Genomic DNA, 25,406 nt, shown 5'->3' with positions numbered 1-25,406 from the left:
CTGCTCGCCGATGGCAGGAACAGTAGCAAGCCGCCGACCCCCGCACTGAACCTATCGGACCTGCTAGCAGCTCGAACCAGCGCCCTGCCTGCGCCTGTGAGCGACACCGCGACTGCGCACCGCCCCGCCGATCGATCCGAGTTGCGCACCGAGCGTGCCTACCGTTCCGACGTACCTGGCATACCTGCCGCAGTGTCCCACTGGCCCGCCCCACCTCCGGGCCAGCCTGACGTCGGAAGACGCTCGCAGGCGCAGTATTCCAACGCATTGCCGTCGCCTTGCCGAGCTGGCCGACCGGCGGCTCGACAGGTATGCTACAGGCACAGGGCCAATGGACCGACCCTACCGACGTGCCTGCCAGACCTGGAGAGACCGATGACCGAGGCGCCCCCCACCCTGACCCCCTCCGCGCGTGCACGCGCCGCGATCGCCGAGCTCGAGGCCGCCGGTGCCTCGGTGACCGTCCAGACAGTGCGCTCCGAGGCCGGCGTGGGCCGTGACACTGCCGCGCAGGCCGTGCGCGAGTGGCGGGAGTCCGCCGAGACCGCGGCAGCGCTGCCCGAGGAGCTGCAGGCCCTCATGGCCGACGCATGGAGCCGGCAGGTGCAGGCCCTGGTGGCACAGGAGCGGGCTGCTGCCCAGGCTGCACAGGAGCAGGCGGCCCAGGCGAGAGCCGAGGCCGAGGCTGCCGTCCAGGCCGCGGAGACTGCCCGTGACGCCGCACTCGCCGAGGTCGAGGGGCTCCGGACCGAGGTGGCTGACCTGCGCTCCCGCTGCGACCGCACGCAGGGTGCGCTGGAGGCCGTCACCGCAGAGCGTGACCGCCTGCTGGGGCAGCAGGGCACCGCTCCGGCGGCGTAGGCACGCCTGCCGGCCAGGGCGGCACTCAAGGACGAGGATCCGACCACACGGTTGCGTGTTCAACCAGGTGCTGCGCACTCTGCACCGACGTAGTGCTGACCCACGGTGGCGAGGTGACGCAGCCCCGCACCCGCCACTCTCGACCTGCGGTCGAGCCGCCCCGCCGCATCCCCCCTGCGCGGCGGGGCACCTGCATGTCTGGTCAGCGCTCGTTCCCGGCCCACGCGAAGTGGTGACCATGACCCAACCATGACCCACCTGAGACATGGTCCGGCGACCATGACCCAACCATGACCCACCTGAGACATGGTCCGGCGACCATGACCCAACGATGGTCCGCCCGGAGCACGACTCCCTCGGCCCACGCGAACACCCGACCCACGACCGTTCAGCAAACGTGCTCAAGAACCTGTCGGGACAGGGCTCATTCTTGAACGGGTTGTTGAACGGAGGATCCGCTCACCCACGTGAGGCACACCGGGACACTCGAGCCCGTTCGCGAACGACCGAATGCCGAACGGCTTCCCGGAGAAGTCCTAGCGGTTCTAGCGCTTTCGTCATTCGCCCCAATGTGGGACTGTCCACCCCGTAGTGTCGTTGGCACGCGGGGATCACCCGGACCGCGAGGAGGGACCAACCCTCTGCCGAAGTGAGGCGGCCGCCAGCTCCAGATCAGTAGGTAGGCACAACATAGACGCAGTTATCCGCGCTTCGGATCCACACCGAACCCGAAGGCCCCGTTGTGCCGACCGAAACCGCAACTCCGACCAGCACCACCGTCCAGCCTCTCCGCGAGATCCCCGACTTCATCCAGAGGCTCGTTGACCAGGCACCCCCGCTCTCTGAGGAGCGTTACCAGCGCATCGCCGTGACTCTCCGAGGGGGCCGGCCGCGGGGGTAGCGCTACTTCTCACCCGTCCCGGGCTCAGAGTCCTACGAACTCAGTGCAGCCAGCACCCGGGGAACATCAAATCGGGTGAGGATACCCTGGAGCTGACCGGACTCCTTGCCGTTGGTGGTAACGAGCAGCGCTGCCGGAGCATCGCTTGCGCTCAGGCGGTTGCACGCCTTTCGGGCGAGTGTGTTCGGCGACGTCGTCTCTGCTCGGTCCTGCTGCTCGGCGTACGCCCGCACCTCGGCAACCGTGCCGCCCTCCTCGACGAGGAACCCATCCTCCTTGTACATCGCACCCAGCCAGCGCGCCAGCGCGTTGGTGGTGAGCAGCCACTCGACTCGGCCAGACTCGTTCACGACCGGTAGCTGCGAGAGTGACTCCTGGACAATGATCAGCGAGGCCTCCCGCAGTGTGGTTTCCTCCCGCACAGTGCGGAGCGCCTTCACCATGAACTGGCTGACCTTGGGTGGATTCTCGATGCGCAGCGCCAGCGCTTCCATCCGCTCGACAGCGTCGGCGCGAGGCGTGGCGATCGGCTTCCCATCCCTGCGGTCCCCGTGAGCGATCGCGTTGCGAAGTTCTACGTAGGCCTTGAGCTCGGCGATGTATGGCTTCACGAGAGGGTGGTCGCCGTCCCTTCGTAGAGCCTCACCGAGGCCCGTGTAGGACTTCTTCGTTCTGCGCTCCAGCGCGCGCTTGGCGTCCTCGCAGGCGTTGAGGAACCGGTCCGTCAACTCGTCGTCACTCATCATGCAACCGTATGGCTTTCGCCTCCACCACGCTGTGCGAAGAGACGTCGCGGGATCAACTCCCCACGCTGACGATCTGCTGGGCCGCGCTGCATCCGCCGTGTCAGACACCCGTTGCACGATTCCGATGTGACATGGATGGACGTGCCGCGTTGGGACCATGGCCACCAGCGCATCCTGAACGCTCACGCGGTCCCGGCTCGCAGGTGCTGGACGGAGGCACCCTGGCCACCGGGCCCGGTTCCGGTCGTAGCCCGGATCATCTGGGAGGTTGACGGGATCGAGCTCACGAAGACCTGTGCTCTCGCGTGGACCCGGCGCTTCGTGCTCGTGAGGATCGACTCGCAGCGATGGCCCTACAACGCCGCCTGGCTCGGGCCAGATGACGTCTCCCGAGGCGCACCTCCGGCCGTTCCTGCCGGCGCAGGTGGGGAGCTCTTCTGAGTGATTGACCAGCCAGCGCCCATCGACTCCTCCGGGGGAGTGGATATGAGAGGTAGACCACCGTGTCACTAGTCGGATTGGTTGGGACTGCTGCACGAGTCGTTGACATCTGATCTGGCGTGCCCGGTCTCAAGGCCTGTTGTACGGTCGCGACTATGACTTCGAATCCAGTCCGACGGGCTGCGACGGCCGTAGCAATCGCCATGCTCGTGGTGGCACCTCTGTCCGCGTGCTCCGAATCCGCGCCGCCAGTGATGCCAGACGTCGTCGGCCAGCCTCTGGACATCGGCGCTTCGGAGATCGAGGCGAGCGGCTTCACGGATGACGTCGAAGTCGAGGGAGGCGGAGTCTTCGGAGTCGTCGACGAATCCAACTGGACCATCTGCGAACAGACACCTTCGGCCGGCGATCCAATCGCGGGGACACCCGTCCTCACAGTCGACCGAGAGTGCACGTCCACCGGCTCTGACACGGCGGATGAGGCAGAAGACACAGCCAGCCCGGCAGCTACCGCTGAGGAGTCCGAGACCTCAGAGCCTCTCCCGGAGTACGCGGGACCAGATTACGAAATCGTGATCGTCGACGATAATGTCGGTCCAGCCGACTTGAGTCAGTTCTGGATTCTCGTCGAAGGCTTCGACGGCACAGACTCTGCCTCGCGAGACTCGATCAAGCAGGTCATCTCCGACGTTGCCACCAGCGCCGGCACCGCGGAGGTCTTGGTCGAGGTTGTCACGGATCGTCAGATCGCCGAGGCTGAAGCCATCTCGACATGGGAAGACTTCGTTGCCGAGCACGGAGAGGACTACGCCATCAACACGATCCCGCAACTCGAGGTCGAGGGCTGGGTGGCCTCATACAGCGGCGGGATCGACCACGATGCCGGAGAAGCGTCAGACGCTCCTGATGCGTACCAGATCGCGTGGTGGCCAGCCGGACAGGCGGAGATCGAGACGTGGAGGCCCGACGTCCCTGCCGGCAACTGACGCGTGCGTGGCCTGCCGCACTGTCGCCATGCCCCCGCCCCATCCTGCGCGAGCACACCCACGACGGGCGCGTCGTTGGTGACCCGCTCCCGCTTGCCCTCGTTCAGCGTCGCGGTCACGATCGCGGCGTGATCGGTCGTGCGCGGCCTGCCCGATCGCGGCTCATCAGCCAGCCCGGCCAGCCCTTTGGACTGATAGCGGCCCCGCCACAACAGCACCGTCGGGACCGATGGCCGAGGCGTCTAGTTCGCTGTTCATGGCCGAGTGCATCCGCAACCCGGTCATGCGCTCGACGGGCGGCTGGAAGTCCGTCGCGGACGTGGAGCTCGCCGTTATCGAGTGCGCTGACTGGTTCAACCACCGGCGCCTGCACGGCGAGATCGGGCTCGTCCCACCAGCCGAGCTCGAAGACACGTCCTGGCAGCACCACCATGCTCCAGACAACCCGGCCCAACTCACAGCCGGAGCCAGGTAGCCGAGCCTCCACCGAACCCGGGCGACTCAGATCCACGCTCAGGAGGCCGAGGCTGCTGCGATGCTGAGCAACAGCGAAGGCCTCGGCGAGGCCTTCGCTACCTACCAGGACGCCAAGAAGGCGCTGCAGTCCAGCCTGGACGCCGGCGCTGCGCTGATGGACAGCGACCTTCGCGAGTACCTCTCCTATGGCAGGTCGATAGTGGGTCGCTGTTGGAGACGCGTCCCGCGCTGTGCGCAATGCCAACAGCGGCGAGGACTTCCAGGCGCTGGACGTCGCCGTGCTCACTGAAGCAGCTGCTGCCATGGGCGAGGTCACCACTCCCGCCAAGGACAAGGTCAAGGCTCTGACCGAAGCCAGCGAGAAGGCCAAGCAGAAGGCAGAGGCGAAGATGGCCGCTGAAGCGGCGGCTGCCGCTCAGGCTGCGCGTGAAGCCACTGCTACTGAACAGGCTGCTGCACAGCGATCCTCGAGTTCTGGCTCTTCGAGCCCCGGTTCATCCCGCTCGAGCGCCTCTGGGCCCTCTGGTGGCTCCTCCTCTTCAGGTAGCTCCCGTTATGGAGGCTCATCGTCCCTCCGGTGGATCCAGTTCTAGTTCCGGCGGATCGTCCAGCTCCGGAGGCAGCGGCAGCCTCTGGGGCGCCGTACCGGCCCCGCCCGCCTCAGAGACCCCGGTCAGTTGCACCGTGCGCAACGGAGTCATGGTCTGCGAGCAGGGCCGACCTAACCAAGACCCCAGCACAACCTGCAAGAACAACCCGTCGCCCCTCGGCATCAGCCACAGGGGTGGCGGGCTTCTCTGTCTCGCCTGACCGCCCGAAGGTTTCCGACGGAACGTAGATTCACTGCGCCCCAGGCCCTAGCGGTTCTAGCGCTTTCCGCATTGCCCTAGCAAATGAGACTATCCGTCGCTTAGCTTGGTGAGCGCGCCGGGATCACAAGGATCCCGACATCAAGCACAGAAAGATAACTCGACCCGATGAAACCCGCAGACGTCCACAAGCTCCGCGAACTCACCCTCCGTCTCGATCTCGCCTACATCCACCACCACGAACGCACCAAGGATCAGGGCGAGGTGGACTACAAGTCCGCGGAAGCGTCAGTTCGCCTGGAGTTCGGCAACCTCGAGTACCGCAAGCGTCACCCCGCGAAGAACAAGCAAGGACCTGTCATCGAACAGGTCGTCATCTACTCTTCGATCTTCGCAGCAGAGCGCGTGCGCTACTTCGACTCCCTCGATGACGCACTGGAGACCCTTCAGCGTTGGCTCGACCACGAGCGGAGTGCCAGGGCATAGCCCCCTGCCACAAGACCTCTCACGCTATCGGCCCGGATGAGAGGGTCTCTCGCTACCCTGGTAGCACGCGGGGATCACCAGGACCGTGAGGAGAGACCCTCTCCGCCGAAGCGAGGCGGCCGCCAGCTCCAGATCAGTAGGTAGGCACAACACAGACGCAGTTATCCGCGCTTCGGATCCACACCGAACCCGAAGGCCCCGTTGTGCCGACCGAAACCGCAACTCCGACCAGCACCACCGCCCCGCCGAGCCGCGAGCCACTTGGTGAGATCCCCGATTTCATCCAGAAGCTCGTCGAGCAGGCGCCCCCGCTCTCACAGGAGCGCTACCAGCGCATCGCCGTGATCCTGCAAGGCGGCCGGCCGCGGGGGTAGGTGCTCGTCCACGACATACACCCACATGGCGGTCCAAGTGTTCCGCTAACGCCCACGCGTCCGTGAAACTCTCGTGCCGGCCTGTTCAAAGAGTGCGAACTTGTCAACGAGCCGAGGGTTCACGTGCTCTTTGACAATCCAGGCAGCGGCGGCTGTCGGCGTTACTGCCTCAAATATCCCCAAAGGGAGTTGCCTCCTAGTAGATCTAAGCACCGAGACGTCTCCATGACCCAGCGCTACGACAACCTCGACCCCGAGATCTCGGATCGCGACGCACGCGTCCCGCAACTCGCGCTTCCGCTTCGTGCCAACCAGCCTCTTGTAGCCGTCTATTGTGGGCTCGATTCCACCGCCTCGGTGCACGAGCAGCACATCGATCCCGTCAAGTTCGTCTGGCTCCTCAGCGATTTGCTCTAGAGCGCGGAGGAAGGTCTTCGTTGGATCTTCCAAGTCGGATTTATCAACCGGCTCGAGCGGATCTAGGCAGACCTGCGACCCGGCGCGATCCAGCACGGCACGTACATCGTCGCGGGTTACACCCGTTCTTGTGGTGAGCTCGCCAACGCGAAGAGGGTGCTCCTCGGTGTCGACCTCGCCCCAGTAGCCCGGATCAATTCCTGAGGCGGAGTCTGCGTGTCCATCCTTGAGATCCGGAGAAAACACGCTGAGCCTGCTGACAATATAGTTCAATTCGTGGCCGCCTCCCTCAGCCCACCGCTCAGTCGTCGGAGTCGTCCAGTACGCGTAGGTAGGGACACTCTTCTGCTGACCGTAGTCGAGACCGAGTCGATATCTTATCCGACGCAGTAGGACGTTGACCTCTCCGGGCCGTTCAGCAAGATACTCGACGTTTTTGCCGCCACGTTTTGTTACCTTCTCAATCACAGCCTCAGTGTAGTACTTATGGAGTCGGGAGCCTCCCCCTCCGGCCGAGTAATTAGACCCAGCCCCGATCCATGAGTGAGCATCGCCAAGCAGGGCAAGTTCGATTTGTACCGCGCCGCCCCATTGCCCCAAGGTTTGCGAGATTGCAGTTTTGACCGCGCCCTCCTCCGCACTAATTGCGTCATAGTCCCCGCTGGTGTATGCGAGTAGGTGGACTCGCACGCCCTGGGTGTAGGACTCTCGCTCACACTCAGGCGCCTTGTCGAGACCAACCACTTCGCAGCAGCGCAACGCACGTCCAGCCTGCCTCCTCGAGGCCTCTGTGCCAGCCGCTAGCGCTTCGGCGGCTTGAAACACGGCCCATCCAACTGACGTCTGCACCCCTGTCATTGGACAGATTCTGCCGCCAGGAGGCGTCGCCAGCGAGACGATCCGTCGGCGTGTCGGACCGGCGGTCGCGTGCCACCCACTACGCGGTCATAGACGCGACGTCCGCCACCGGCCTGCGAGGCTTAGTTGGCGTGCTAACGCAGCCCGCCAACTGTCATTTTGGTATCTAGACTGGTGTGGGGAGTGGATATGAAGGGCGGACAAGCGTGGCGCTAGTCGGATTGGTACGGGTCAGCACGAGCGCGCAGGAGGCACGCCGCCAGCACGATGCCCTTGACCCGATCTGCATCAGAGTCTTCGAGGAGAAGGTCAGCGGCGGCCTGACCGTGGACGCCCGGCCGGGCCTCCAGGAGGCTCTGGACTACATCCGCCCGGGCGACATGCTCACCGTGCAGGAGGTCGACCGCCTTGGGCGCAACCTCCTGGAGGGACTGATCGTCCTCAACGACCTGTTCGGCCGCGGTGTCTCGGTCAAGGTACTAGACGGTATCGCCGCTGGAGAGCACACCGAACGGTCCCTGATCCTGGACATCGCCCTCGCCCTTGCCGAGGATCGCCGCCGCGACATCTCTCGCAAGACGCGGGACGGGCTCGCCGCGGCCCGGGCGCGCGGGATCGTCGGTGGCCGGCCCAGTGTCGTGGACGCCGACAAGCGCCGGGTTCTCTTCGCCCGCCGCGACGAGGGTGAGTCGATCCGCAAGATCGCGGATGCGCTAGGCATCTCGGTTGGGACTGTGCACAAGGAGCTGCGGCAGCGGGAAGCCACGGTCGGTGCAGCCAACTAGATGTAGATTCGTTCCGAAGGCATTTCCGCACGCTCTCCGGAGGGATAGGGATCCGATGATGCTGAAGCATGAATGCCCGGAGTGCACGCGCATGGTTCCGGTATCTACATACGGCAATTGGTACAGCCACCAACGGGGGGACGCGCCCGAGCAGCTCTGCCCGAACTCGGCGCAGCACGCGGACGGCCGGCAGACGGACCCCGATCGCGTGCGGATCGCACGAGACGACCTTCTCGTTGAGGTCAGCCCGAGCCGGTGGGAAGGCCGCGGCGGTATCACGCACGCGATCCGAGGCGATGAGGAGTCAGTCTCAGTCAAGTCGATCTCAGGCGGACTGCCTGGCTCTCGCCGCTGATGTGCACCTGTTGGCGACCGGGCCAACGCGGGCTGTCGAGTTGGGCATCTCTGTTCGACGCGCGGGGCATCCGCACTGAGCGTCACGCCTCGAGTGCGCTATGGCGGATCAACGCAGAGGAGGGTGTAGCAGAGGTCTTGCCACCCGCGATCAACCCCGACACCCAAACCACCCTCGACGCATTGCACCGCGCCGCAAGGCACTAACCCTGATGACCCGACTCAGGTTGCACGATCTCGGGCTTGTTGAGTCGGGCGTGCAGAGTAGGTTGCACGATCGACCGGAGGCCAGCCGGTCAGTCGGCGCGGGAGGTTCTTGGTACGGCCAGGTCCAGGACTCGGTGCAGCCGTTCGTCGGCCGGGTCCTCCAGCGGGGGCAACAGTAACGTGGTCATCCCGACCTCGACGGCGGCGCCATCCCAAGCTCCTCGGTCCCCGACCATCAGCACCTCCGACGCGGGTAGGCCTAGTCCATCGAGGGCGGCTCGGAAGATCTCGGGTACCGGCTTGACGAACCCCAGCTCGAACGAGAGTGCCCAAGTCTGGATAAGGTCCGCCCAAGTCCGGCCGTCAGGCAGGACATGGCTCGCGAACACCGGCCTGAGGTCGACGTGGATGTCGCTCACCACCCCGACGCGCACGCCGGCGGTGTCGAGCGCCAGCAGCAGTCCCTCGACGTCCTGGGCAAACGCGTTGCGGGATGCATCCGACTCAACGGCATAGAGGGCTGCCGCCAGTCGGTCGTCCAGCCCTGCTGCCGCGAACCAGTCCATGTACGCCGCTCGGTGCTCGACGACGTCGGTGTCGATCTGCGAAGACGCGACGCGTGTGCTGTCCACGCTCTTCAACGCAGCCAGGATGTGCTCGACATCAGCATCGTTCACGTCCCGGTCCAACTGATCCAGCGCCGCCGCCACGAGCCAACGGAACGTCGGTGCGACGACCAGCGTCCCTCGCCAATCCAGCAGCACGCCCGAGAAGCCGGATTCGGTCGAAGACTTCGTGGACCCGGTCACAACACGACACTATCGCGGCTCAATGCAGACGAGGATGTGGCAGAGGCCTGAAGCCACTTGCCTCAAGGAGCGAGCGGGCGATGTAGTTGGTGAGGTTGGGGAAGCCCATGGCGAAACCGCGCCGGGCTGCTACACCCTCAACTGCGGTGAGCCGCTATCGCGCCCTCAGGCGCAACTCCCGAGCAACGCTACTCCGACTCACCCTCGCCAAACAGCACTTGCGAATGGAGCCGCTCAAGTTCGTCTTCGATCTCCCAGAACTCTCGCGCGAGCGCTTCTAGATCTGACTTCATAAAGGGCTTCATGTCCATCTCTGGAGCCTTCGTCCGGTACCTTCTCTTCAGAGAAACGAAGTCGGACGGTTTGCCATCACTGCGGCTGCTGACGAAGGATCCATTGACCCAAACACCGTGAACCACAAAGTGTCGAAGCTTCAAGGCGCTTGCGAAGCGGTCAGCGAGCTCGGCAGGGACTGAATCGCGGAGTGCAGTGACTAGCCGCGAACTGCTGTCGTCGTAACCGACCGCTCGCCTGTCCGGGTCGCCCGAGCGTGACTGAAGCAGCGTCCCGGCGGCGTCCTCCGCCCGGGCCGCCGCAATGACGACCTCTCCGATCAGTTGCGGGAGTTGCTCACTAACCCTATTCCGGGCGGCCTGGCGTTCGAAGGCTTCGGGGTCGTCGGAGAGAAGGTCTTGGAGTCCTTCCGCGAGAGCGCACGCCTCCGCCAGTCGGTCGGCCGTCACGCCGGGGTCTGGATCCTGTGAAGCGACAAGGCCCAAGATTTGGCGGAAGAGGTCTGGTTCGTTCGTCTCGTCCATGAGCATCATCATGCCGCCCCCAAGATCAGCGTCGGGGGCGGTTAGGGATACCCACGGCACGTGGCCCGGCTCCGACGAAATGGGTGGATCTCGGGCTGTGCACCCTCTGACTGGTCTGGACCGCCAGCTAGGCAACGCTTCAGGATGCCCCTGGCAGCTCGAGCGGTGTGCCACAAGGACTAGCCCACGGGGTTGCTCAGACTGGTCGGCACACCCGCGAAGGCCGCGCTAGCCCGTTCCTCAAGGAGGTGACGGCCCAAGCTCGGCACGAGCGGCTCGAGATGGTGAGCGATCGTCGGCACTGCCTCGCCCGCGGTCGAGCGGAGTGCCTAGAAGCACCCACCTCGTGGCACGCCATCTTGTCCGTGCATCGCCAGGTCCGGCGCATGTCACACCTCCACGCCTTCGTGTCCAGGGGTCTCGGGTCGACTCGAGTCTAGGTAGGGAAACGAACGCCGAGGCGCAGGCACGATCCACCTGTGGATAGCCGCTACCACTCTCGGAGAGACAGATGCGAGGCCGCACCATGACTGGCACACAGTGTCTCGTCTGCAGGGCGCTCGAGTGTCCCGCACCACAGCCGACGCCCGACAGCCGATCAACCACCGCACACCTGCCTGGTAGGACGTGGAACCAGGGAGGCGGTCCTCACACAGGGTTCGCCACTGTCCGCTGCTGCCACTCACTAGCGCCGCCGGCCCGACCGAGAGTGGGCATAGCTCTGGCCACCGTGGGGTGGGGGGTCGCGCGCGTTTGGCGAGGTGTACACGGTCACGTCAACGGGTGGAGTTGACCGTGTCTTTGGGCGGCTTAGTCGCCGCCGGGTGTTCTTCTGGAGAAATGAATGCCTGGGAGGCTGGCGGCCTTCGGCCTTGGCGTAGGACGTCAGAAGACGTTTCTTCTTCTTGCCACGGGTATGAGGGTATCACACACAACCAAATCGACCGTAGCGCTGCGTAGCGTCCAGCGGCGAAGTGCCGTCGTGGTCCGGCAATGGCTCTGGGGCGCTACGCGCCCGGGCGGCAGGGCCGCCCCGGGTGGTCCGGTGAGAGGCCCTGGAGCGCTGCGCGACCCGATAACCACGCGAGTTGGAATACAGCGACCTGGGGCGCTACGCGCCCGGGCGGCAGGGCCGCCCCGGGTGGTCCTGTGAGAAGACCTGGGGCGCGCAGCGCCCTACTCCAAGGCAAAGCACTCAATGCACACCTACAAGGAAGAGAGACACACCATGGCCAAGAACCCCAACCACGTCCGGATCGAAGAGCTCGAGAGTAGGGGCTGGACCCGCGAACTCGCTCGCTACTACCTGCCTCGTGCCGGGGGTGGTTGGTACGACTTGGCAGCCGCGCTGGAGGTGGAGAAGACGCCGCAGTGGCAAGAGGACAAGGCCTACACGGGTGCGGGCAACTCGTTCACGTTCATGAAGTCCGACCTGAAGGAGCGTGGCTGGTCGCCGGCGATGATCCGCGATCTCCTGGGTGACCCTGACCTGGTGGTGGACCACAACCAGGCAGGTACGCGGGTGGCACACCTCTTCCGGGCCGTCCGGGTGGAGGCGGCGGAGGCAACGCCCGAGTTCAAGGAGCGCATCGCCAAGGCCGGGGCCCGCGCCAAGCGTGGCAAGGCTGCCGCCGAGGACCGTTCGCAGGAGGTGCATGCAGCGGTACAAGAGCGAGCCGCTCGTCTTCGGGTGGACCCGCCGAGCGATTTGGCCACGCTCCGAGAGCTGGCACTCGCGCACCAGGAGGACCTCTACCTGGTCCGCGGCGAGTTCGGGCGCGACGTCGCTGGCGCTGACGCGGAGACGGTGGATCGCTGGTGCGGGAACTACCTACGCCACGTCTGCTCGAACTACGACGCTCTCCTTGCAGAGGTGAGCTCTGCGTTCCGAGGTGTGCCCGGCGTGAACGACGTCTACGCCAACGTGGTTCGCCCGAGGGTTGATGAGCTCGTCGAGAGCGCGATGCGGGAGTTGCGCGCGACCCACTCGCAGTAAGTCAGCAACCAGAGTGTGGCCGAAGGGTCGTCGACCCTTCGGCCACACCCGCGCCATTGAGTGGGTGATTGGCACGGGGCGCTGCGCGCCCGGGCGGCAAGGCCGCCCCGGGGAAGTCGGCGAGAAGGACTACCTCCGGCCGCTACGCGCCCGGACAAACCGGCGAGGTGTAATCCGGCGATATGGGCGCTGCGCGCCCACCGGCGGCGAAGCCGCCGCGGGTAAATCGGCGAGAAGGACTACCGGGCGCTACGCGCCCGGACAACTCGGCGAGCTGTGATACGGCGATATGGGCGCTTCGCGCCCGGGCGGCAAGGCCGCCCCGGGGCACGGGGTGAAGGGCACACGGGGCGCTGCGCGCCCCAATAACAAGGCGAGCTGTAATTCAGCGACCTGGGGCGCTGCGCGCCCCCGGCGGCAGGGCCGCCGCGGGAGAGCCGGCGAGAAGGGCCTTGCCCGGCGCTGCGCGCCCGGGCTGGTCCACCGGACTACCCGAAAGGCGCCCCATGCGCACGCCCGCACGCCATTCACATGCCTCCCGCTGGGGCATAGCGACGGCCTTCGCCCTCGCGCTCGCCATCGCCACACCCGCCACCGCTCAGGCAGCGCTGCTCGCCCCTGACGTCCCCATCCCGGCGTCCACTGTCCTGGTGGGCGGTGGTGAGCTCCCGTGGCAGGCCGCGACGGTGGAGGTCACCAGCGCTGAGGAGGTGCGCGCCGCCCGGGCCGCAGAGATCGAGGCCGCCCGTCAGGCGCAGGTGGCTTCACGCGCCGAGGCCCTGCGAGGCGAGGGGGCTCGGGTCTCCGAGGCCGGTACGACGGTTTCGCCCGTGGACCCGGGGTCGTACCGGATCAGCAGCACGTACGGCCCGCGTACGCCCCCCTGTTCGGGGTGCTCCTCCTTCCACAACGGCTTGGACTTCGCAGCCCCGCTGGGCACGCCGATCCGTGCCGTGCAGGCCGGCGTCGTCGAGCACGTCGGGTACGGCGACTGGGGCACCCACTCCGGCGGAATCGTCGTCCTCCGGCACGCCGATGGCACCGCCACCTCCTACAACCACATGTCCAGCGCGGGCATCTACGTGAGCTCCGGCCAGCAGGTCCAGGTCGGTGAGGTGATCGCCGGCGTCGGCAACGAGGGCTACTCCACCGGCCCTCACTTGCACTTCTCCGTGTACCTGCCCGACGGCTCCACGACAGAACCGCTCAGCTGGCTCGCCGCACGCGGCGTCACACCCTGACCAACAAGAACCCCACAACAACCAGATAGGACCCCCGATCATGAACCGTCGAACCTCTCGTCGCCTCGCCGTCGCAGGCGCCCTCGCCGCCGTGTTTGCCACCGGCACGATCGCTACCGAGGCGATCGAAGCCCATCACGCGCGCGCGGAGCAGCGCACCGTGGAGTACATCCAGCAGGCCCACGCCGACCAGGAACGCCGCGTGCGGGTCCACCGCGTGACCGCGGCCCGCTACACCGCGATGGCGGACGCACACCACGCGCGCGTAGATGGCGCGGCAACCTCGCGGTTGACCGCGCTCGGAGACGCACACAGTCGCCAAGCGGTCTGGGAGTCGCTGCAGGAGCTGCAGGGTGTCCTGGACGATGCCATCGCATTCGAGCCGACCGAGGACGTCTCGACAAAGGACCTCGACGCCGTCATCAGCCACGCCGCCGCGTTGATCGAGGGCGGCTCGGGTGAGACCACGGTCGAGGAGATCGAGCGGGTGGCTGACGCCGTTGCCGGCGCACATGACATGGTGCTGGCCGAGCAGGACCGCGCTCGCCAGGCGCGAGAGGCCCGCGAGGCCGAGGAGGCTCGGCAAGCCGAGGCAGCGCGTCAGGCTGAGGCGAAGGCTGAGGCAGCACGTCAGGCTGAGGCAGCACGCCAGGCTGAGGCAGCACGCCAGGCTGAGGCGAAGGCTGAGGAGGCCCGTCGGGCTCGGGAGACTGAGACCACCCCGTCGCAGCAGTCCACGCAGCAGCCCACCTCGTCGCAGTCCGCCAAGTCCAAGTCGGCACCTGAGCCTGAGCCCGAGCCTGCACTGCAGATCGATCACGTCGAGAGGATCGTCGCCTCTGGCTGGCAAGAGGAGCTGGATTGGTGCCTGGACGGCTCCGTGGACCAGACGGCGGGATACGGAAAGCCGGTCATCACCCGTCACTGGACCTGCGCAGAGGGCTGGCGGTTCCCGCGCACTCCCGGCGCCATTGTCCGCATTGAAGGCGGCCAATACGACGGCGTCTACAAGGTGCTCGGAGTAGTGGCCTGGATGAACTGGTACACCGACGGTATCAGCGTTCTGCCGGACGGTTATGACCTCATGTACCAGACCTGCATTAACGGTAACTCCCGCACGATGGGATTCACGGGTCTGGAGCGGATCTCATGACCCGGCAGATCCTGTCCACGGGCGAGCTGCGGTCCCTCCTGCGGCGTCGCGACGTGACGCTGGCGACGATCGCGCTCGCCTCCGGCGTGCCCCAGGAGCGGCTTCGCGCCTGCCTCGCCGGCCACGCGCTCTCTGGCCGGCAGGCTCGCGCGGTGCGCGGCACTCTGCGGGCCTGACGGGCCTGCCTCTACACGATCCAACCCCGAGCCCCGTGACCAGGGGCTGCCCCAAGCCGGGATGGGCTCCGGCACTCACACCCTCACAAGAAATAGGAACACAAAGATGACGACTGCCCCTCGCGTTTCCAAGCGCGCACTCATTCACGAATTGCGAGCGCGTACCGGGCTGAGCGCCAGAGAAAGCGCGCAAGCCTACGAAGCGTTCACGGCGATTATCGGAGACCACCTGCGATCGGGCACGGTCGTCTCGATGACCGGCTTTGGCGCGTTCCGTCTCAAGCCTCACCGCGGACACCCGGCCCAGTTCGGGGCAAGCGACGGACGGGTTCCGGACTACAACGTCGTCACATTCAAGGCCTCCGACACCTTCCGCCGGACGCTCCCCAGGTCCGGGTAGCGATCACAGCAACAACCCCGGCGCCTCAACGGCGCCGGGGTCGTTGTTTTCGATGACGGTCAGGTGTCGCGTTCAACGAACCTCGGGCAGGCGCCCCCGCCCACGATGGACGAGGCCACGGCGGCATCCACGTAGTCCCACGCATAGACCTCGCCGTCGGGCCCGCCGAGCGTCCATCCGGGTGACGCACCCGCCAGCACGGCACGCGCCTGTGTGACCCGCTCCAGATCACGCTCGATCTCTGCCAAGCAGTTCAGAAGCGCCACGTGGCCGCCGAGCGCTCGGTCCAGTTCCCAGTGGGCGATCTCGTGGATCACGACTGCCTCGGCCAGGTCTGGGTCGGTGGCTGGGTCGGTGGCAGTGGTCGTGAGCTCAATGACGGGCTCGTCGTGGAGCTGGCAGCCCCACACCTGCCCGGCGATCGCGGCGTTCGTCCCGCACGAGGTCTGCTCGTCGGGCGCTACCCACTCCACCGTGACCTCGCCGCCGGTGCGCACTCGCACAAGAGCCTCCAGCGCCGCAGCACGCTCGCCACCCGAGGCGACCTCCCCCGGAGCAGGGACAGTCCACCGCGGGGCGGGGTCGGACAGGCTGGACGCCGGTGCACAGCCGGCGGCGGCGATCGCGAGGACGACCGCCACCGCAGCCCGGATTCCGGCGATCACTGCGAGTCCTCACCGATGACGGCGTCACCAATGGTCAGCGTGCCATCGCGGCCGATCGACCCGGAGGGCGTCCACTCGATCATGACCTCTGCCTCGAAGGTGGTCTGCACCGGGTCATCGCCGTAACCCACACGATCTCCAGCGGCATCGGTCGTGCCGAACGAGGTGACGGTGGTGGTCATCGCGAGCGTCCACGGGGTCGTTGCCTCGAACGCGCCGTCAGCATCGACCTCGAGGTCGCCGCTGGTCAGCGCCGAGGAGAGGACCTCGACCGGCACCGTGGCCGTGCCGGCGTTCGCAGACTCCAGCCCCGCGCAGAAGGCCTCGTCGGCGAACGTACTGCTCGATCCGTTGCCGCGCGAGGAGCCCTTCGCGCCGTTGGACGAGGCAGCGGTCACCACGATCCCGCCGTTGTCCAGGGTGGTGTTCCCCAGCGTGAATACCTCATCCTCGAAGGCCGACGCTGCTGTGCCCCAGCCACCGGACGGCGCCAGGATCCCGCAGGACTCCTCGCGATCGGACGTGGTGAAGGTGACCATCTGGTCGTACTTCGCGCTGGCCAGTTCGTCGAGCTGGCGGTGCACCTCGGCGCGACCGGCCTCGGTGAGCTCGGCCTCGGCCAGTTCGATGGTGTGGGTGCCGCCGGGCTGCAGGACCGCCGTCGTGGGCTCCGGAGTCCCGGGGGCAGCCCAGAGGTCATCCTGACCGGCCGGGTCCACCTGCACGGAGTAGGTGCCGGGCAGCACGAGCAGCGGCTCGGCGCTCGAGAGCGTGGCTGGAGCATCGCCGATCGAGGCTGTGCGGACCACCGCCTCGGCCTCGGCATCAGCCTCCTCGTCCTCGCTGTCACCGCCCCACCACGAGGACTCCTCGGTCTCCTCCGGCTCCTCGACCGGGACCTCCAGGGCGATGGCAGCCGGCGCGATGGCCGGCACTGTGTGCTCGGCGCCGTAGGCCGCGGCCTGGTCCTCGGGCAGAGGCAGCTGACGGTAGGCGTGCTGCATCACGCCACTCTCGTCGCGGCCGTAGGCAACTCCGATAGCCACGGTCTGACTCTCGCCGTCGAGGGCGAAGGTCACCGGCACGAGTCCGGCCACGACCGTATCGACCTCCTCGAGGGCGGCATCCTCCTCAGACTCCAGACCCGACCAGGAGGAGTCCGACCAGTCCACGCCGGTCCAGTCGGTGCTCTCCGACTCGTCCTGCTCGTCCGCGTCGGAGTCAGAGTCCGTCTCCTGCGGCGCAGCGTCGGGGTCGGGAACCACGAGGCCCTCGTCGAGTTCCTCGAAGTCGCCGATCTCGACGATCTCGATGTGGGTAGCAGCAGCCGATGCCGCGATGCCGTCCGCGCCGAGGATCGGGCTGTACGGGTTGAGTTCGTGCGCGAGCTCGGCATCCCCGGCAGCCACGGCGTTGACGTAGGCGGTCACTGCGGCGACAGCCTCCTGTGAGGAGGACGTGGTGCAGGCGGTGAGCCCGGAGGCAGCCAGCGAAGCGACGGCGGGCAGGGCGAGGATGCGAATCTTGGCCGTGTTCACGAGACCTTCTTGGTGGTGGTGACGTCGGCGACGTCGTGGGTGGGGGTAGGTGTGGGCTTGGTGAGAGAGCGGCCGAGAGCGGCGAACACCGGGGCACCGGCGATCCAGGTGATGACGGCCACCACCACGGCGGCGATGGACACCGGCGTGGCGAACACGGCGGGGATCGCGAGCTGGATGAGGACCCGGCCGATGAGGGTGAGGGCAGTGCGCCCAACACCCACGACCGCGACCCGCACCATGGTCGGCACCCGGCGCCAGGCGGAGGCCGTGCTGGGCTGGTCGCCGGGACGGACTACCTGGCGCAGCGCGTCAGCCAGCTGCCCGGCGAATCGGGTGCCGGTGTACTCCTGGCGCGAGCGAGACCACGCGAGGTAGCCGTTGACCGGCAGCAGCACCACGCCCAGGGCGAGCGTCGAGCGCCACAGCGGGGCCATCGGCACCGAGGCGAACAGGAGCCCGGCCACGATGGCCGAGCCGATCGCCACGACGAACCCGACGGCAAGGGCGACAACGCCCCGCTTGAACCCGGCGCGGCCGAGGATGCTGCCGCCCGGGTAGGCAGCGAGGGTATCCACCAGCGGCTGGAAGCGCTGGCTGGCTGCGGTGGGTGGGCCGATCCGCTGGCCACGCAGTCCGGCGGCGATGAGCTGGCCGGCGGTCACCGCCAGCAGGGTTGAGACGAAGGTCAACGCATCGCTGGCTCGCAGCCACAGGCCCGTGAGGACCACAGTGGCGGCCACCAGCACGGCCAGCAGCACGCGCGCGACCATGGTGGAGAGGTCGAGGTTAAGAGGCTTCATAGGTCGAACTCCTGAACGATGTCGGTGTCAGAGGTGAACGGGTCGTCGTCGCCGAACGGGTCCGCGCTGGCGTCCACGAACGCCGCGGGTGGGTCGTCGTCGGGGTCGGGCTCCGCTGTGGCCATCGCCACGGCGAGTGCGACGGGAGCGGCAGCGGCAGTCGGCGCAACTGCATCAGTGACTGGCGCGCCGGGATCCAGGCGCACCTTCTGGCGGTCTGGGGTCTGCCGGAAGGTGCCGTCGCGCTTGGTCTCAGGTCGCCGCACCGCACCGGCCGGGACACCGCGCCACCCGGCCGCCCAGATGTAGTAGCCAAGCATCAGCAGGCCGATGGAGACCTGGTCGGCCGCGTACACCACCGCGATCCGACCGAAGTCGGGGTCGATGATCATGTAGCGCGGCCACACGTCGAACGCGATGAGCGCTTCGCGGTCCAGCAGCATCACCGCGGCGGTCAGACCAGCAGCGCCGAGCACGATCCACGGCCAAGCCCACAGCCGACCGACGCGCGGAGCCATGGCCCACAGCGCGCGATACAGCAGCGCAGCAGTGGCGAGCGCGCCGCCCAGCAGCAGCCCCACGAGCGCGTAGCCGGCGGGCACGAGCACCGCACGTGCCAGGCGATCGCCAGGGCCTTCATCGCTGGTCATCAGCCGTCGGTGAAGGGTCGGCGTGGCGTCGTCGTGCAGCGAGGACTCGCCCACGCCTGCGCCACCTCGGGCGAGCCGTCGTGCTCGCCGCGAGAGCAGCTCGGCCCGGCGCCGGCGCGTGGTGCCCGGCCTGGAGTGCGCGAGCAGCCAAGCCGCCCGCTCACCCTCCCAGCGCCCGCGGGGCATCACTCGCCTCCCGAGGCCGCGGTAGCGATGCAGGCATCGAGTTGCTCGGTGGTCACCGAGCCGCCGTGCTGCCCGATACAGGCGTGGGCGAGCTCGGTGAAGTCGGAGCCCGCCTCACTGGCCCCCCAGCCACCACCGATCACCACGCCGATGAAGACGAGCACGCCGACCACCACGATCACGCTCGCGCTGTAGAAAATCACGCGTCCCATCAAGAACCTCCTTCACGAGTAGATGCCGTGTTGCGATACCGATACGATACCATCGGAGGGCATCGCATACACCACATCTGGAGGAGATCGTGAGCAGAGCACTACCAGCACGGCAGGTCGTACCCCTGACGGAGGGCGAGCGGACTGCGCTGCAATTGCTGGCCTCGGAGGCCGGCATGTCGACCGGCATCACCGCACGGGCGCTGCTGACCTACGGTCTGAACCACAGCAGCCGCGTCGCAGTTCGGCAGCAAATGGAAATGGAACGAGTTGCTACCACTACCCGCATTCGCGAGGGTGCCCGCATTGCGGCGCGTAGTCGGTGGGGCACCGTGGACGAGGGTGAGGCGTGATGAGGCTGAGGAATACACCGCGCCCGGCGCCGAGGCAGGCACTGACCTCTCCGTACGTCGGGATCCTGCTCGAGGACCAGGACCCGAACGACTTCGGCATCAACTCCGGAAGGCGCGCTGGTGAGCTCGCACTCGGCGGACCTCACACCCTGCTGGTGGGCGGTACCGGCCAGGGCAAAGGCCGGCGCGTACTGATGCAGAACATCTTGATGTGGGGCGGCAACCCGGTCGTGGCGATGTCCACTTCGGGCGACCTGGCTGAAGGGACCATCCGTAAGCGAGCAGCCCGCGGGCCCGTCTACCTGCTGGACCTCTCCGGTGAGGTGCGCGAGGAGGAGCTTCAGGGAATCGGGGTCACTCGCGTCATCTCCGACCCATGCGCCCTCGTGACCAACGACGACGAGGCCAAGATGATGGCCGACCTCCTCCTGGCAACCGGCGATGGCGGTGGGGACGGCGACTCGATCTGGAAGCAACTCGCATCACGGCCGCTCGCGGCGTTGCTGCGCGCCGGCGGCGTTCTACCCCACGCTGAGACCGGTGAGGACGTGTGGGGTGGCGGCATTAACTGGGTGCTGCGCGCGCTGGACCGCGTGACCGCGATGGAGGGCGAGGAGGACGACCTCAGCGCCCCGAGCTGGGACTCCGCCTACCTGCGAGCGTACGGACTGCTGGACTGCCGGCATGCAGGTTCGCTGCGTGCAGCACAGGGGATGGACCCGCGGCAGCGGGACTCGGTCGCCATCAACATCAGGTCCGCACTCGACCCCTGGACGCTCTCCACGGTGGCCGGCGACGGATTTGTCGCACCGTTTCTTCCAGCCATGCTCGAGCAGCCGGGAGCAACGCTCTACGTCGTCTCGCCGATGGACGGGTCAGCGGCCGGAGCAGCGACCGCGGTCATCGAGCAAGCGATTCAGCACTGGCGGCAACGCATCGGGCAGCTGCCCACGTTGGGCCTGTTCCTGGACGAGGTAGCTAACTGCGCGCCGCTGCCGAAGCTCGCCTCCCACATCGCCGTGCTCAGGAAGTACAGGGTGAGGCTGGTGGCCGCCGTGCAGACGGTGATCCAGCTCAAACGAGTGTGGGGCGAGGTCGGCATGGAGGAGATGACACGCACGTTCCCCTCGGTTCTACTCCTGCCTGCCACTCCCGACCGAGAGGCCCTCGACCTCGCAGCGTGGGCCGCCGGTGAGAGCGAGCGGAGCACCTCCAGCATCGATGCACAGGGCCGAGTAAGCCGCTCCAGCGAGAAGAACGAACGCTTCGGCTCGGCCGAGCTCTTGCCCACCAGGAAGGGCACGGCGCGGCTGCTGATCTCCGGCGGACCGGGCGTGATGGTCTCCCTGCCCGACATCGCCGAGACCGACCTGCAGGACTGACCGCAACCCCCACAAGGAAAGAGGAAGAACATGGCACTGAACCGTAAGAAGAGCGCCGAGCTCGAGGCCCTGCTCGCACAGCAGGCAGAGATGGCTCGGCAGATCCGCGAAGCCGAGCGAGCCCAGGCGGCCAAGGAGGCGGAGGCCGCCCGCCTGGCCAGCAAGACCGGAACCGCATTCGTGGGACTCGCCCTGGACGTGGCCGAGGCGCTGGGCATCCAGGAGGAGTACCCCCGCAAGCGGCGGAGCCGGGACGGATCGCTCACGGAGGTCTCCGCTGACCCCGGCCAGGAGCTGCGACTCGAGCGGCTGCGCGAGGTCCTCGAGCAGATCATTGAGGCTGCAGACCCCGACCTGCTGGCGCGGCTCAGGGCTGCGGACGAGGAGGGTCGAGCCGCCCGACGCCAGGAGCGGGAGGCGGCCAGGGTCGCTGCGACCGGTGCGGAGGACGAGGACGAGGACGAGGAGGTGACAGACACCGAGGGGGGCGACGACCAGGACGCCCAGGACGAGCGCGACCACGGCGACCGTGAACCCGTCGGGGCTGGGATGCCCTGGACGTAGTCACCCACCCCGCCACCACCCGAGGCCCCGGTCACCACAGTGTGGCCGGGGCCGACTCATGCCCGGCGGCTATCAGGAATGAGCAGTGACGTGGTATCAACCCAAGAACCAAATGTGACGACGCGGAGGGAGGCTGTCAAGGTGGTCGTAGCGACGAGGTCGGCATGGATCTAGCGGCGAGGGCGGCATGGGCGTGGACACCGACGACGAGGGGCGGAACAGCGGCGGAGTCTAGGCTGTAGAAGAAGGAGAACGCACGTAATCTACGGCCCTAGCGGGCCGTAGAACCCAACCTGGCGACCTGTATACACCTCCGCCTCTCACCTGTAGACGAGGCGCACCCCACCCCCTAGGTAAGCCTCCAGCCGCTGCCGAACTGATACCATTGGGGTATGTCGAAAGGTGGATTTGTCGCATTCAGAGGCAGTGCTGCCGTCGCCGAGCGGTACCTCGCTGGGCGCCCTGGTCAGGACGCATCCGCGCCAGCCGCCTACCTCGCAGCAGACAGGCCTTTCCAGCACGGCGTCGTCACCGACCACGGCGTACAGACAAGTCACATCGATCGCGAGCAGTTCCGCTCCTGGGCCGAGCACATAGACCCCGAGACCGGCGAGACCCGCGGCAGCTTCCGGCAGAGGGTCACCCGCAGCGTCGGTAAGGACGGCAAGCTCGTCGAGAAGGTCGGCGGAACGCCGCTCTACCAGGAGACGTTGATCTCGGCGAGCAAGTCCCTGTCGCTGGCGGCAGCAGCCGATGACCGGATTGCTGAGGCGCTCGAGGGCGCGATGGCACGCGCGGCGGTGCGGATGGCCGAGGCCTACCGTGAGCATGCCGTCACCAGAGTCGGGCCGCGCGGCAAGCAGGAGCAGGTCAAGTTCGACCAGATCGAGTTCACCTCCGTCCAGCACCACACCTCTCGGACAGGAGACCCGCACGCCCACCGTCACGTGCAGTTTCTGACCACCGGCCTGGTGACCCTGCCCGATGGCACCCAGGCATGGCGAGCACCGGACGGAAGCGTGCTCTACCGGCTGGCGGAGCGCCTGCACGCCGCGGCGGATCTCGCGATCGCTACCGACGTAGAGCTGCGCGAGGCGATCGCCGAGGCCGGGTACACCTGGGTGCCGGGCGAGGGTGGCGGAGGAGTCAAGGAGTTCGAGACGCTCTCCGATGAGTTCTCGCAGCGGCGTGACCAGGTGGCAGCCCGCAGGGAGTCGCTGGAGGCTCAGTGGCGAGCCGAGCACCCCGGCCGGGAACCGAGCGCGCGGCAGGTGCAGCAGTGGGATCACGTCGGCTGGCAGGCCACGCGCCCGGACAAGCATGAACTCGCCGCCGAGGCACAGTTCGACCAGGACGCGCGGCTCGCCGCCGTCGTGCCGACGAACACAAGCAGGGCGGTCCACAGCGTCGGCCACGACGACGTGGATGCCCGGCAGATCGCCGAGGACGCACTCACCAGCCTCGCGCAGCAGCACTCAGCATGGTCCCGGGCGGACCTCATGGCCGCGTTGGACCGCCAACTGGCACTGAGGCCGGTGATGGGTGACGCCTCCGCACTGCAGGCAGCAGCGCTGCAGGCGGCGGAGGTCGAGCTGGTGAGCTTCTACGACGACGGCGTGACCCTCGAGGGCGCCCGCCACTACACCTCCCGCGCCGTGCTGGCGACCGACGCGGCGATCACGCGCAGCCTGCGGCGCCGCGCACAGGCAGGTGGCGTCGATGGCGAGGTCGAGGTCGACCGAGGCGGCTTCAGCCTGTCTGACGGACAGGCAGCAGCCGCCCGCGCTGTCGCAGGCACACATCAGCTCGTGGTCATTGAGGGCGCGGCGGGTACCGGTAAGACCACGATGCTGTCGGCCGCCAACGAGGCCATCCAGGCCGAGGGCAGGCGCCTTGTTGCAGTGTCGCCGACCAAGCGCGGCGCCCTGGAGATGGCGTCCGAGATCGGCGCCGAGGGCTCCTCCGTGCACGGACTCCTGGTGCGTGCCGGCGCGAGGTTCGACGACCAGGGCCGCTGGAGCCTGCCTGACCTGTGGCGCCACCAGCCCGACCACCTGCGCATGGACGCGCGGACCACGCTGGTCGTGGACGAGGTCGGCATGCTCGACATGAACACGGCCCAGGCACTGCACCAGTACTGCGACGACACCGGTGTGCAGCTCGTGCTGATGGGCGATCGTCGCCAGCTCGCCGCTGTGGGCCGCGGCGGATACCTGGCCAAGGCCGTGCACCGGGCCACCACAGCCCACGACCTTCGAGACGTGCGCCGGTTTCGCACCGCGGATGGTGCGAGCGACGAAGAGTACGCCTCCGCATCCCTCGCGCTGCGCGAGCGGGAGGACGCAGAGGGCTTCTTCGAGCTGCTCACTGAGCGCGGCCAGGTGCGGGTCGGAGAGCCCGACGAGGTGATCGACCGGGTGGCCGAGACGGTGGCGCTGGAGCTGCAGGCAGACCAGTCCTCGATCGCCATCACGGCGACGAACGCCACCGCAGCCCGCATCAACCGGGCGGTGTACGACAGCCTTGCCGCCGACGGCGTCCTGGACACCAGGGTCACAGCGACCGGCCGCGATGGAGATCCGATCGCCGTTGGAGCGCGTGTGGCGACCCGCCAGAACGATGCCGACCTGCAGGTCGCGAACCGGCAGGTCTGGACTGTTAAGCGCGTGAACCGCGATGGCCGAGTGATCGTGGCGGACGCCGAGACCGGACACCACGCCACACTCGAGGCCGACTACGTCCGCGAGCACCTGCAGCTCGCCTACGCTGTCACGGCCCATGGAGCGCAAGGCATGACCGTGGACACCGCGCACACGCTGGTCTCGGACCAGATGAACGCCGCAGGCACCTACGTGGGACTCACCCGCGGACGAAGTGCAAACGTGCTCCACGCCGTCGGCCTGGACGAGGACGACGCCCGTGCACAGTTCGTGGCGGCGATGGGACGCGAGGGATCCGACCACGGCCTGGACGCCGCGCGTGCCGATGCGTGCGATCGCCTCCAGAGCCTGGCGCCGACACCCGTCGAGCAGCACCGCCGCCCGGTGATCGAGGAGGCTCCGCCGGTGAGCGAGCCGGCCACCCCCGCACCGTTCCGATCCCGGCTGCGTGACCTGGAGGCCAGCACGCCAGCAGCGCAGCAGCGTCTTGCCGGGCTCGCGGCGGTCGAGGAGAGGTGGCACGGAGCCATGCCCCAGACGCCTGAGCAGCGCCGCCAGTTCGAGCAGCAGTTCGCCGCGGTGGGGGTTGACCGGCGGCTGCTGGATGCACCGGGCGTGGCCGATGCCATGAGCCAGGACGTGCGCAGCCGACTTGAGGCGCGCGCCGCCCAGACCGAGGCCGGCACCGCGACGCAGGAGCGAGGTCGGGCGCTGGTGGCGCGGCTCGAAGAACTGCGCGAGCGGCAGCGCACTACCGACCGTTACGGAGCCCTGGGCACCAAGGGTCAGATCGCCGAGGTGCAGGCCCGTCTGAGCGTGGAGAAGGAGCACCTCGAGGCGCTCAAGGCCGACCGCGCTTCCGGAGAGTACGTCGACAGGGAGCCTGAGCGGCAGCGGAGGCTCGCAGAGTCGCTGCCCACAACCCAGCGCACGAGCGACGAGCGGCAGCGTCGCCTCACCCAGGCCGTCCAGATGATGCGCGAGAGCCCGGCGCAGGAGACCTCGGAGGCCAGCCAGGAGGTGCACCAGATGGAGATGTAGTCAGCAGATCAACCACGACAGGCCGATTCAGGACCGACCGCACGACCAACAGGAGCT

At 67.4% G+C, this 25,406-nt stretch carries 23 protein-coding genes; 14 read left to right on the top strand and 9 right to left on the bottom strand.

Annotated elements, in window-relative coordinates:
• The first annotated feature begins 375 nt into the window (after nt 1-375).
• Nucleotides 376-861, top strand: a complete 486-nt coding sequence (locus ATL40_RS15075) for a DNA-binding protein (RefSeq protein WP_098469664.1) — start codon at nt 376-378, stop codon at nt 859-861.
• A gap of 933 nt (nt 862-1,794) precedes the next feature.
• Here ATL40_RS15075 and ATL40_RS11545 read toward each other — a convergent pair.
• A complete protein-coding gene (locus ATL40_RS11545; protein ID WP_169925960.1) occupies nt 1,795-2,505 on the bottom strand; it encodes a CBS domain-containing protein in 711 nt (236 codons plus the stop codon).
• 647 nt (nt 2,506-3,152) lie between these two features.
• Between ATL40_RS11545 and ATL40_RS14815 the strand changes: the two genes are divergently transcribed.
• The 3 genes from ATL40_RS14815 (at nt 3,153) to ATL40_RS11530 (ending at nt 5,707) form a co-directional block, all read left to right on the top strand.
• Nucleotides 3,153-3,935: a PASTA domain-containing protein gene (locus ATL40_RS14815; RefSeq protein WP_169925959.1), complete on the top strand. Its 783-nt coding sequence runs from the start codon at nt 3,153-3,155 to the stop codon at nt 3,933-3,935.
• 229 nt (nt 3,936-4,164) lie between these two features.
• Complete coding sequence (locus ATL40_RS11535; RefSeq protein ID WP_098469662.1) at nt 4,165-4,410, top strand: transposase; 246 nt, start codon at nt 4,165-4,167, stop codon at nt 4,408-4,410.
• A 979-nt stretch (nt 4,411-5,389) separates the two neighbouring features.
• Nucleotides 5,390-5,707, top strand: coding sequence for a hypothetical protein (locus tag ATL40_RS11530; RefSeq protein ID WP_098469661.1), 318 nt, complete (start codon nt 5,390-5,392; stop codon nt 5,705-5,707).
• 419 nt (nt 5,708-6,126) lie between these two features.
• Here the strand turns inward: ATL40_RS11530 and ATL40_RS14805 are convergent, their stop codons facing one another.
• The gene (locus tag ATL40_RS14805) at nt 6,127-6,966 is read right to left on the bottom strand and encodes a hypothetical protein (protein WP_143556959.1); all 840 of its coding nucleotides are present in this window, start codon (nt 6,964-6,966) and stop codon (nt 6,127-6,129) included.
• 596 nt (nt 6,967-7,562) lie between these two features.
• Between ATL40_RS14805 and ATL40_RS11520 the strand changes: the two genes are divergently transcribed.
• Complete coding sequence (locus tag ATL40_RS11520; RefSeq protein ID WP_098469659.1) at nt 7,563-8,141, top strand: recombinase family protein; 579 nt, start codon at nt 7,563-7,565, stop codon at nt 8,139-8,141.
• Between the two features lie 650 nt (nt 8,142-8,791).
• On the opposite strand, the gene ATL40_RS11515 is transcribed toward ATL40_RS11520, so the two are convergent.
• Together ATL40_RS11515 and ATL40_RS11510 are read right to left on the bottom strand one after the other, a co-directional pair.
• Nucleotides 8,792-9,511, bottom strand: coding sequence for an HAD family hydrolase (locus tag ATL40_RS11515; RefSeq protein ID WP_211283113.1), 720 nt, complete (start codon nt 9,509-9,511; stop codon nt 8,792-8,794).
• A gap of 188 nt (nt 9,512-9,699) precedes the next feature.
• On the bottom strand, nt 9,700-10,329 hold the full coding sequence (locus tag ATL40_RS11510) for a hypothetical protein (RefSeq protein WP_143556958.1): 630 nt from the start codon (nt 10,327-10,329) through the stop codon (nt 9,700-9,702).
• A 1,228-nt stretch (nt 10,330-11,557) separates the two neighbouring features.
• Between ATL40_RS11510 and ATL40_RS15240 the strand changes: the two genes are divergently transcribed.
• The 5 genes from ATL40_RS15240 (at nt 11,558) to ATL40_RS11485 (ending at nt 15,295) form a co-directional block, all read left to right on the top strand.
• Nucleotides 11,558-12,325: a hypothetical protein gene (locus tag ATL40_RS15240; protein WP_098469657.1), complete on the top strand. Its 768-nt coding sequence runs from the start codon at nt 11,558-11,560 to the stop codon at nt 12,323-12,325.
• Between the two features lie 506 nt (nt 12,326-12,831).
• Nucleotides 12,832-13,566, top strand: a complete 735-nt coding sequence (locus ATL40_RS11500) for a M23 family metallopeptidase (protein WP_098469656.1) — start codon at nt 12,832-12,834, stop codon at nt 13,564-13,566.
• Between the two features lie 91 nt (nt 13,567-13,657).
• Nucleotides 13,658-14,719, top strand: coding sequence for a hypothetical protein (locus ATL40_RS15060; protein ID WP_169925831.1), 1,062 nt, complete (start codon nt 13,658-13,660; stop codon nt 14,717-14,719).
• The gene (locus tag ATL40_RS11490) at nt 14,716-14,895 is read left to right on the top strand and encodes a hypothetical protein (RefSeq protein WP_098469654.1); all 180 of its coding nucleotides are present in this window, start codon (nt 14,716-14,718) and stop codon (nt 14,893-14,895) included. The genes ATL40_RS15060 and ATL40_RS11490 overlap by 4 nt, the downstream gene beginning before the upstream one ends.
• Before the next feature lie 106 nt (nt 14,896-15,001).
• Nucleotides 15,002-15,295 (top strand): HU family DNA-binding protein, encoded by a 294-nt coding sequence (locus ATL40_RS11485; protein WP_169925957.1) that lies wholly within the window; start codon nt 15,002-15,004, stop codon nt 15,293-15,295.
• Between the two features lie 59 nt (nt 15,296-15,354).
• On the opposite strand, the gene ATL40_RS11480 is transcribed toward ATL40_RS11485, so the two are convergent.
• From ATL40_RS11480 to ATL40_RS11460, 5 genes are read right to left on the bottom strand one after another with little or no spacing between them, the layout of a single operon-like run.
• Complete coding sequence (locus tag ATL40_RS11480) at nt 15,355-15,960, bottom strand: hypothetical protein (protein WP_098469652.1); 606 nt, start codon at nt 15,958-15,960, stop codon at nt 15,355-15,357.
• Nucleotides 15,957-17,498 carry a hypothetical protein gene (locus ATL40_RS15055; protein ID WP_098469651.1) on the bottom strand — a complete coding sequence of 514 codons (1,542 nt, stop codon included), beginning with the start codon at nt 17,496-17,498 and terminating at the stop codon, nt 15,957-15,959. The genes ATL40_RS11480 and ATL40_RS15055 overlap by 4 nt, the downstream gene beginning before the upstream one ends.
• The gene (locus tag ATL40_RS11470; protein WP_098469650.1) at nt 17,495-18,301 is read right to left on the bottom strand and encodes a hypothetical protein; all 807 of its coding nucleotides are present in this window, start codon (nt 18,299-18,301) and stop codon (nt 17,495-17,497) included. Before ATL40_RS11470 ends, ATL40_RS15055 begins: the two co-directional genes overlap by 4 nt.
• Nucleotides 18,298-19,137: a hypothetical protein gene (locus ATL40_RS11465; protein WP_143556957.1), complete on the bottom strand. Its 840-nt coding sequence runs from the start codon at nt 19,135-19,137 to the stop codon at nt 18,298-18,300. Before ATL40_RS11465 ends, ATL40_RS11470 begins: the two co-directional genes overlap by 4 nt.
• Nucleotides 19,137-19,349: a hypothetical protein gene (locus tag ATL40_RS11460; RefSeq protein WP_098469648.1), complete on the bottom strand. Its 213-nt coding sequence runs from the start codon at nt 19,347-19,349 to the stop codon at nt 19,137-19,139. Before ATL40_RS11460 ends, ATL40_RS11465 begins: the two co-directional genes overlap by 1 nt.
• A gap of 176 nt (nt 19,350-19,525) precedes the next feature.
• Between ATL40_RS11460 and ATL40_RS15050 the strand changes: the two genes are divergently transcribed.
• The 4 genes from ATL40_RS15050 (at nt 19,526) to ATL40_RS11440 (ending at nt 25,349) form a co-directional block, all read left to right on the top strand.
• A complete protein-coding gene (locus ATL40_RS15050; protein WP_169925956.1) occupies nt 19,526-19,702 on the top strand; it encodes a hypothetical protein in 177 nt (58 codons plus the stop codon).
• Nucleotides 19,702-21,084 carry a type IV secretory system conjugative DNA transfer family protein gene (locus ATL40_RS11450; protein WP_098469646.1) on the top strand — a complete coding sequence of 461 codons (1,383 nt, stop codon included), beginning with the start codon at nt 19,702-19,704 and terminating at the stop codon, nt 21,082-21,084. Before ATL40_RS15050 ends, ATL40_RS11450 begins: the two co-directional genes overlap by 1 nt.
• A gap of 30 nt (nt 21,085-21,114) precedes the next feature.
• On the top strand, nt 21,115-21,648 hold the full coding sequence (locus ATL40_RS11445; protein WP_098469645.1) for a hypothetical protein: 534 nt from the start codon (nt 21,115-21,117) through the stop codon (nt 21,646-21,648).
• Between the two features lie 392 nt (nt 21,649-22,040).
• Nucleotides 22,041-25,349 carry an AAA family ATPase gene (locus ATL40_RS11440; RefSeq protein WP_098469644.1) on the top strand — a complete coding sequence of 1,103 codons (3,309 nt, stop codon included), beginning with the start codon at nt 22,041-22,043 and terminating at the stop codon, nt 25,347-25,349.
• The last annotated feature ends 57 nt before the right edge of the window (nt 25,350-25,406 follow it).

Source organism: Serinibacter salmoneus, from assembly GCF_002563925.1.
GTDB lineage: Bacteria > Actinomycetota > Actinomycetes > Actinomycetales > Beutenbergiaceae > Serinibacter > Serinibacter salmoneus.
The sequence above is the reverse complement of the archived record's forward strand: the minus strand, read 5'-3'. Positions and strand labels throughout refer to the sequence as shown.

What these genes read in the sequence shown, in the direction of transcription:
- ATL40_RS11500 (WP_098469656.1), top strand. Translation starts at nt 12,832, where the DNA reads ATGCGCACGCCCGCACGCCATTCACATGCCTCCCGCTGGGGCATAGCG.
- ATL40_RS11485 (WP_169925957.1), top strand. Translation starts at nt 15,002, where the DNA reads ATGACGACTGCCCCTCGCGTTTCCAAGCGCGCACTCATTCACGAATTG.
- ATL40_RS11450 (WP_098469646.1), top strand. Translation starts at nt 19,702, where the DNA reads ATGAGGCTGAGGAATACACCGCGCCCGGCGCCGAGGCAGGCACTGACC.
- ATL40_RS15075 (WP_098469664.1), top strand. Translation starts at nt 376, where the DNA reads ATGACCGAGGCGCCCCCCACCCTGACCCCCTCCGCGCGTGCACGCGCC.
- ATL40_RS11535 (WP_098469662.1), top strand. Translation starts at nt 4,165, where the DNA reads ATGGCCGAGGCGTCTAGTTCGCTGTTCATGGCCGAGTGCATCCGCAAC.
- ATL40_RS14815 (WP_169925959.1), top strand. Translation starts at nt 3,153, where the DNA reads ATGCTCGTGGTGGCACCTCTGTCCGCGTGCTCCGAATCCGCGCCGCCA.
- ATL40_RS11530 (WP_098469661.1), top strand. Translation starts at nt 5,390, where the DNA reads ATGAAACCCGCAGACGTCCACAAGCTCCGCGAACTCACCCTCCGTCTC.
- ATL40_RS11440 (WP_098469644.1), top strand. Translation starts at nt 22,041, where the DNA reads ATGTCGAAAGGTGGATTTGTCGCATTCAGAGGCAGTGCTGCCGTCGCC.
- ATL40_RS11445 (WP_098469645.1), top strand. Translation starts at nt 21,115, where the DNA reads ATGGCACTGAACCGTAAGAAGAGCGCCGAGCTCGAGGCCCTGCTCGCA.
- ATL40_RS11510 (WP_143556958.1), bottom strand. Translation starts at nt 10,329, where the DNA reads ATGGACGAGACGAACGAACCAGACCTCTTCCGCCAAATCTTGGGCCTT.
- ATL40_RS15240 (WP_098469657.1), top strand. Translation starts at nt 11,558, where the DNA reads ATGGCCAAGAACCCCAACCACGTCCGGATCGAAGAGCTCGAGAGTAGG.
- ATL40_RS11465 (WP_143556957.1), bottom strand. Translation starts at nt 19,137, where the DNA reads ATGCCCCGCGGGCGCTGGGAGGGTGAGCGGGCGGCTTGGCTGCTCGCG.
- ATL40_RS15050 (WP_169925956.1), top strand. Translation starts at nt 19,526, where the DNA reads ATGTCGACCGGCATCACCGCACGGGCGCTGCTGACCTACGGTCTGAAC.
- ATL40_RS11490 (WP_098469654.1), top strand. Translation starts at nt 14,716, where the DNA reads ATGACCCGGCAGATCCTGTCCACGGGCGAGCTGCGGTCCCTCCTGCGG.
- ATL40_RS11470 (WP_098469650.1), bottom strand. Translation starts at nt 18,301, where the DNA reads ATGAAGCCTCTTAACCTCGACCTCTCCACCATGGTCGCGCGCGTGCTG.
- ATL40_RS11545 (WP_169925960.1), bottom strand. Translation starts at nt 2,505, where the DNA reads ATGAGTGACGACGAGTTGACGGACCGGTTCCTCAACGCCTGCGAGGAC.
- ATL40_RS11460 (WP_098469648.1), bottom strand. Translation starts at nt 19,349, where the DNA reads ATGGGACGCGTGATTTTCTACAGCGCGAGCGTGATCGTGGTGGTCGGC.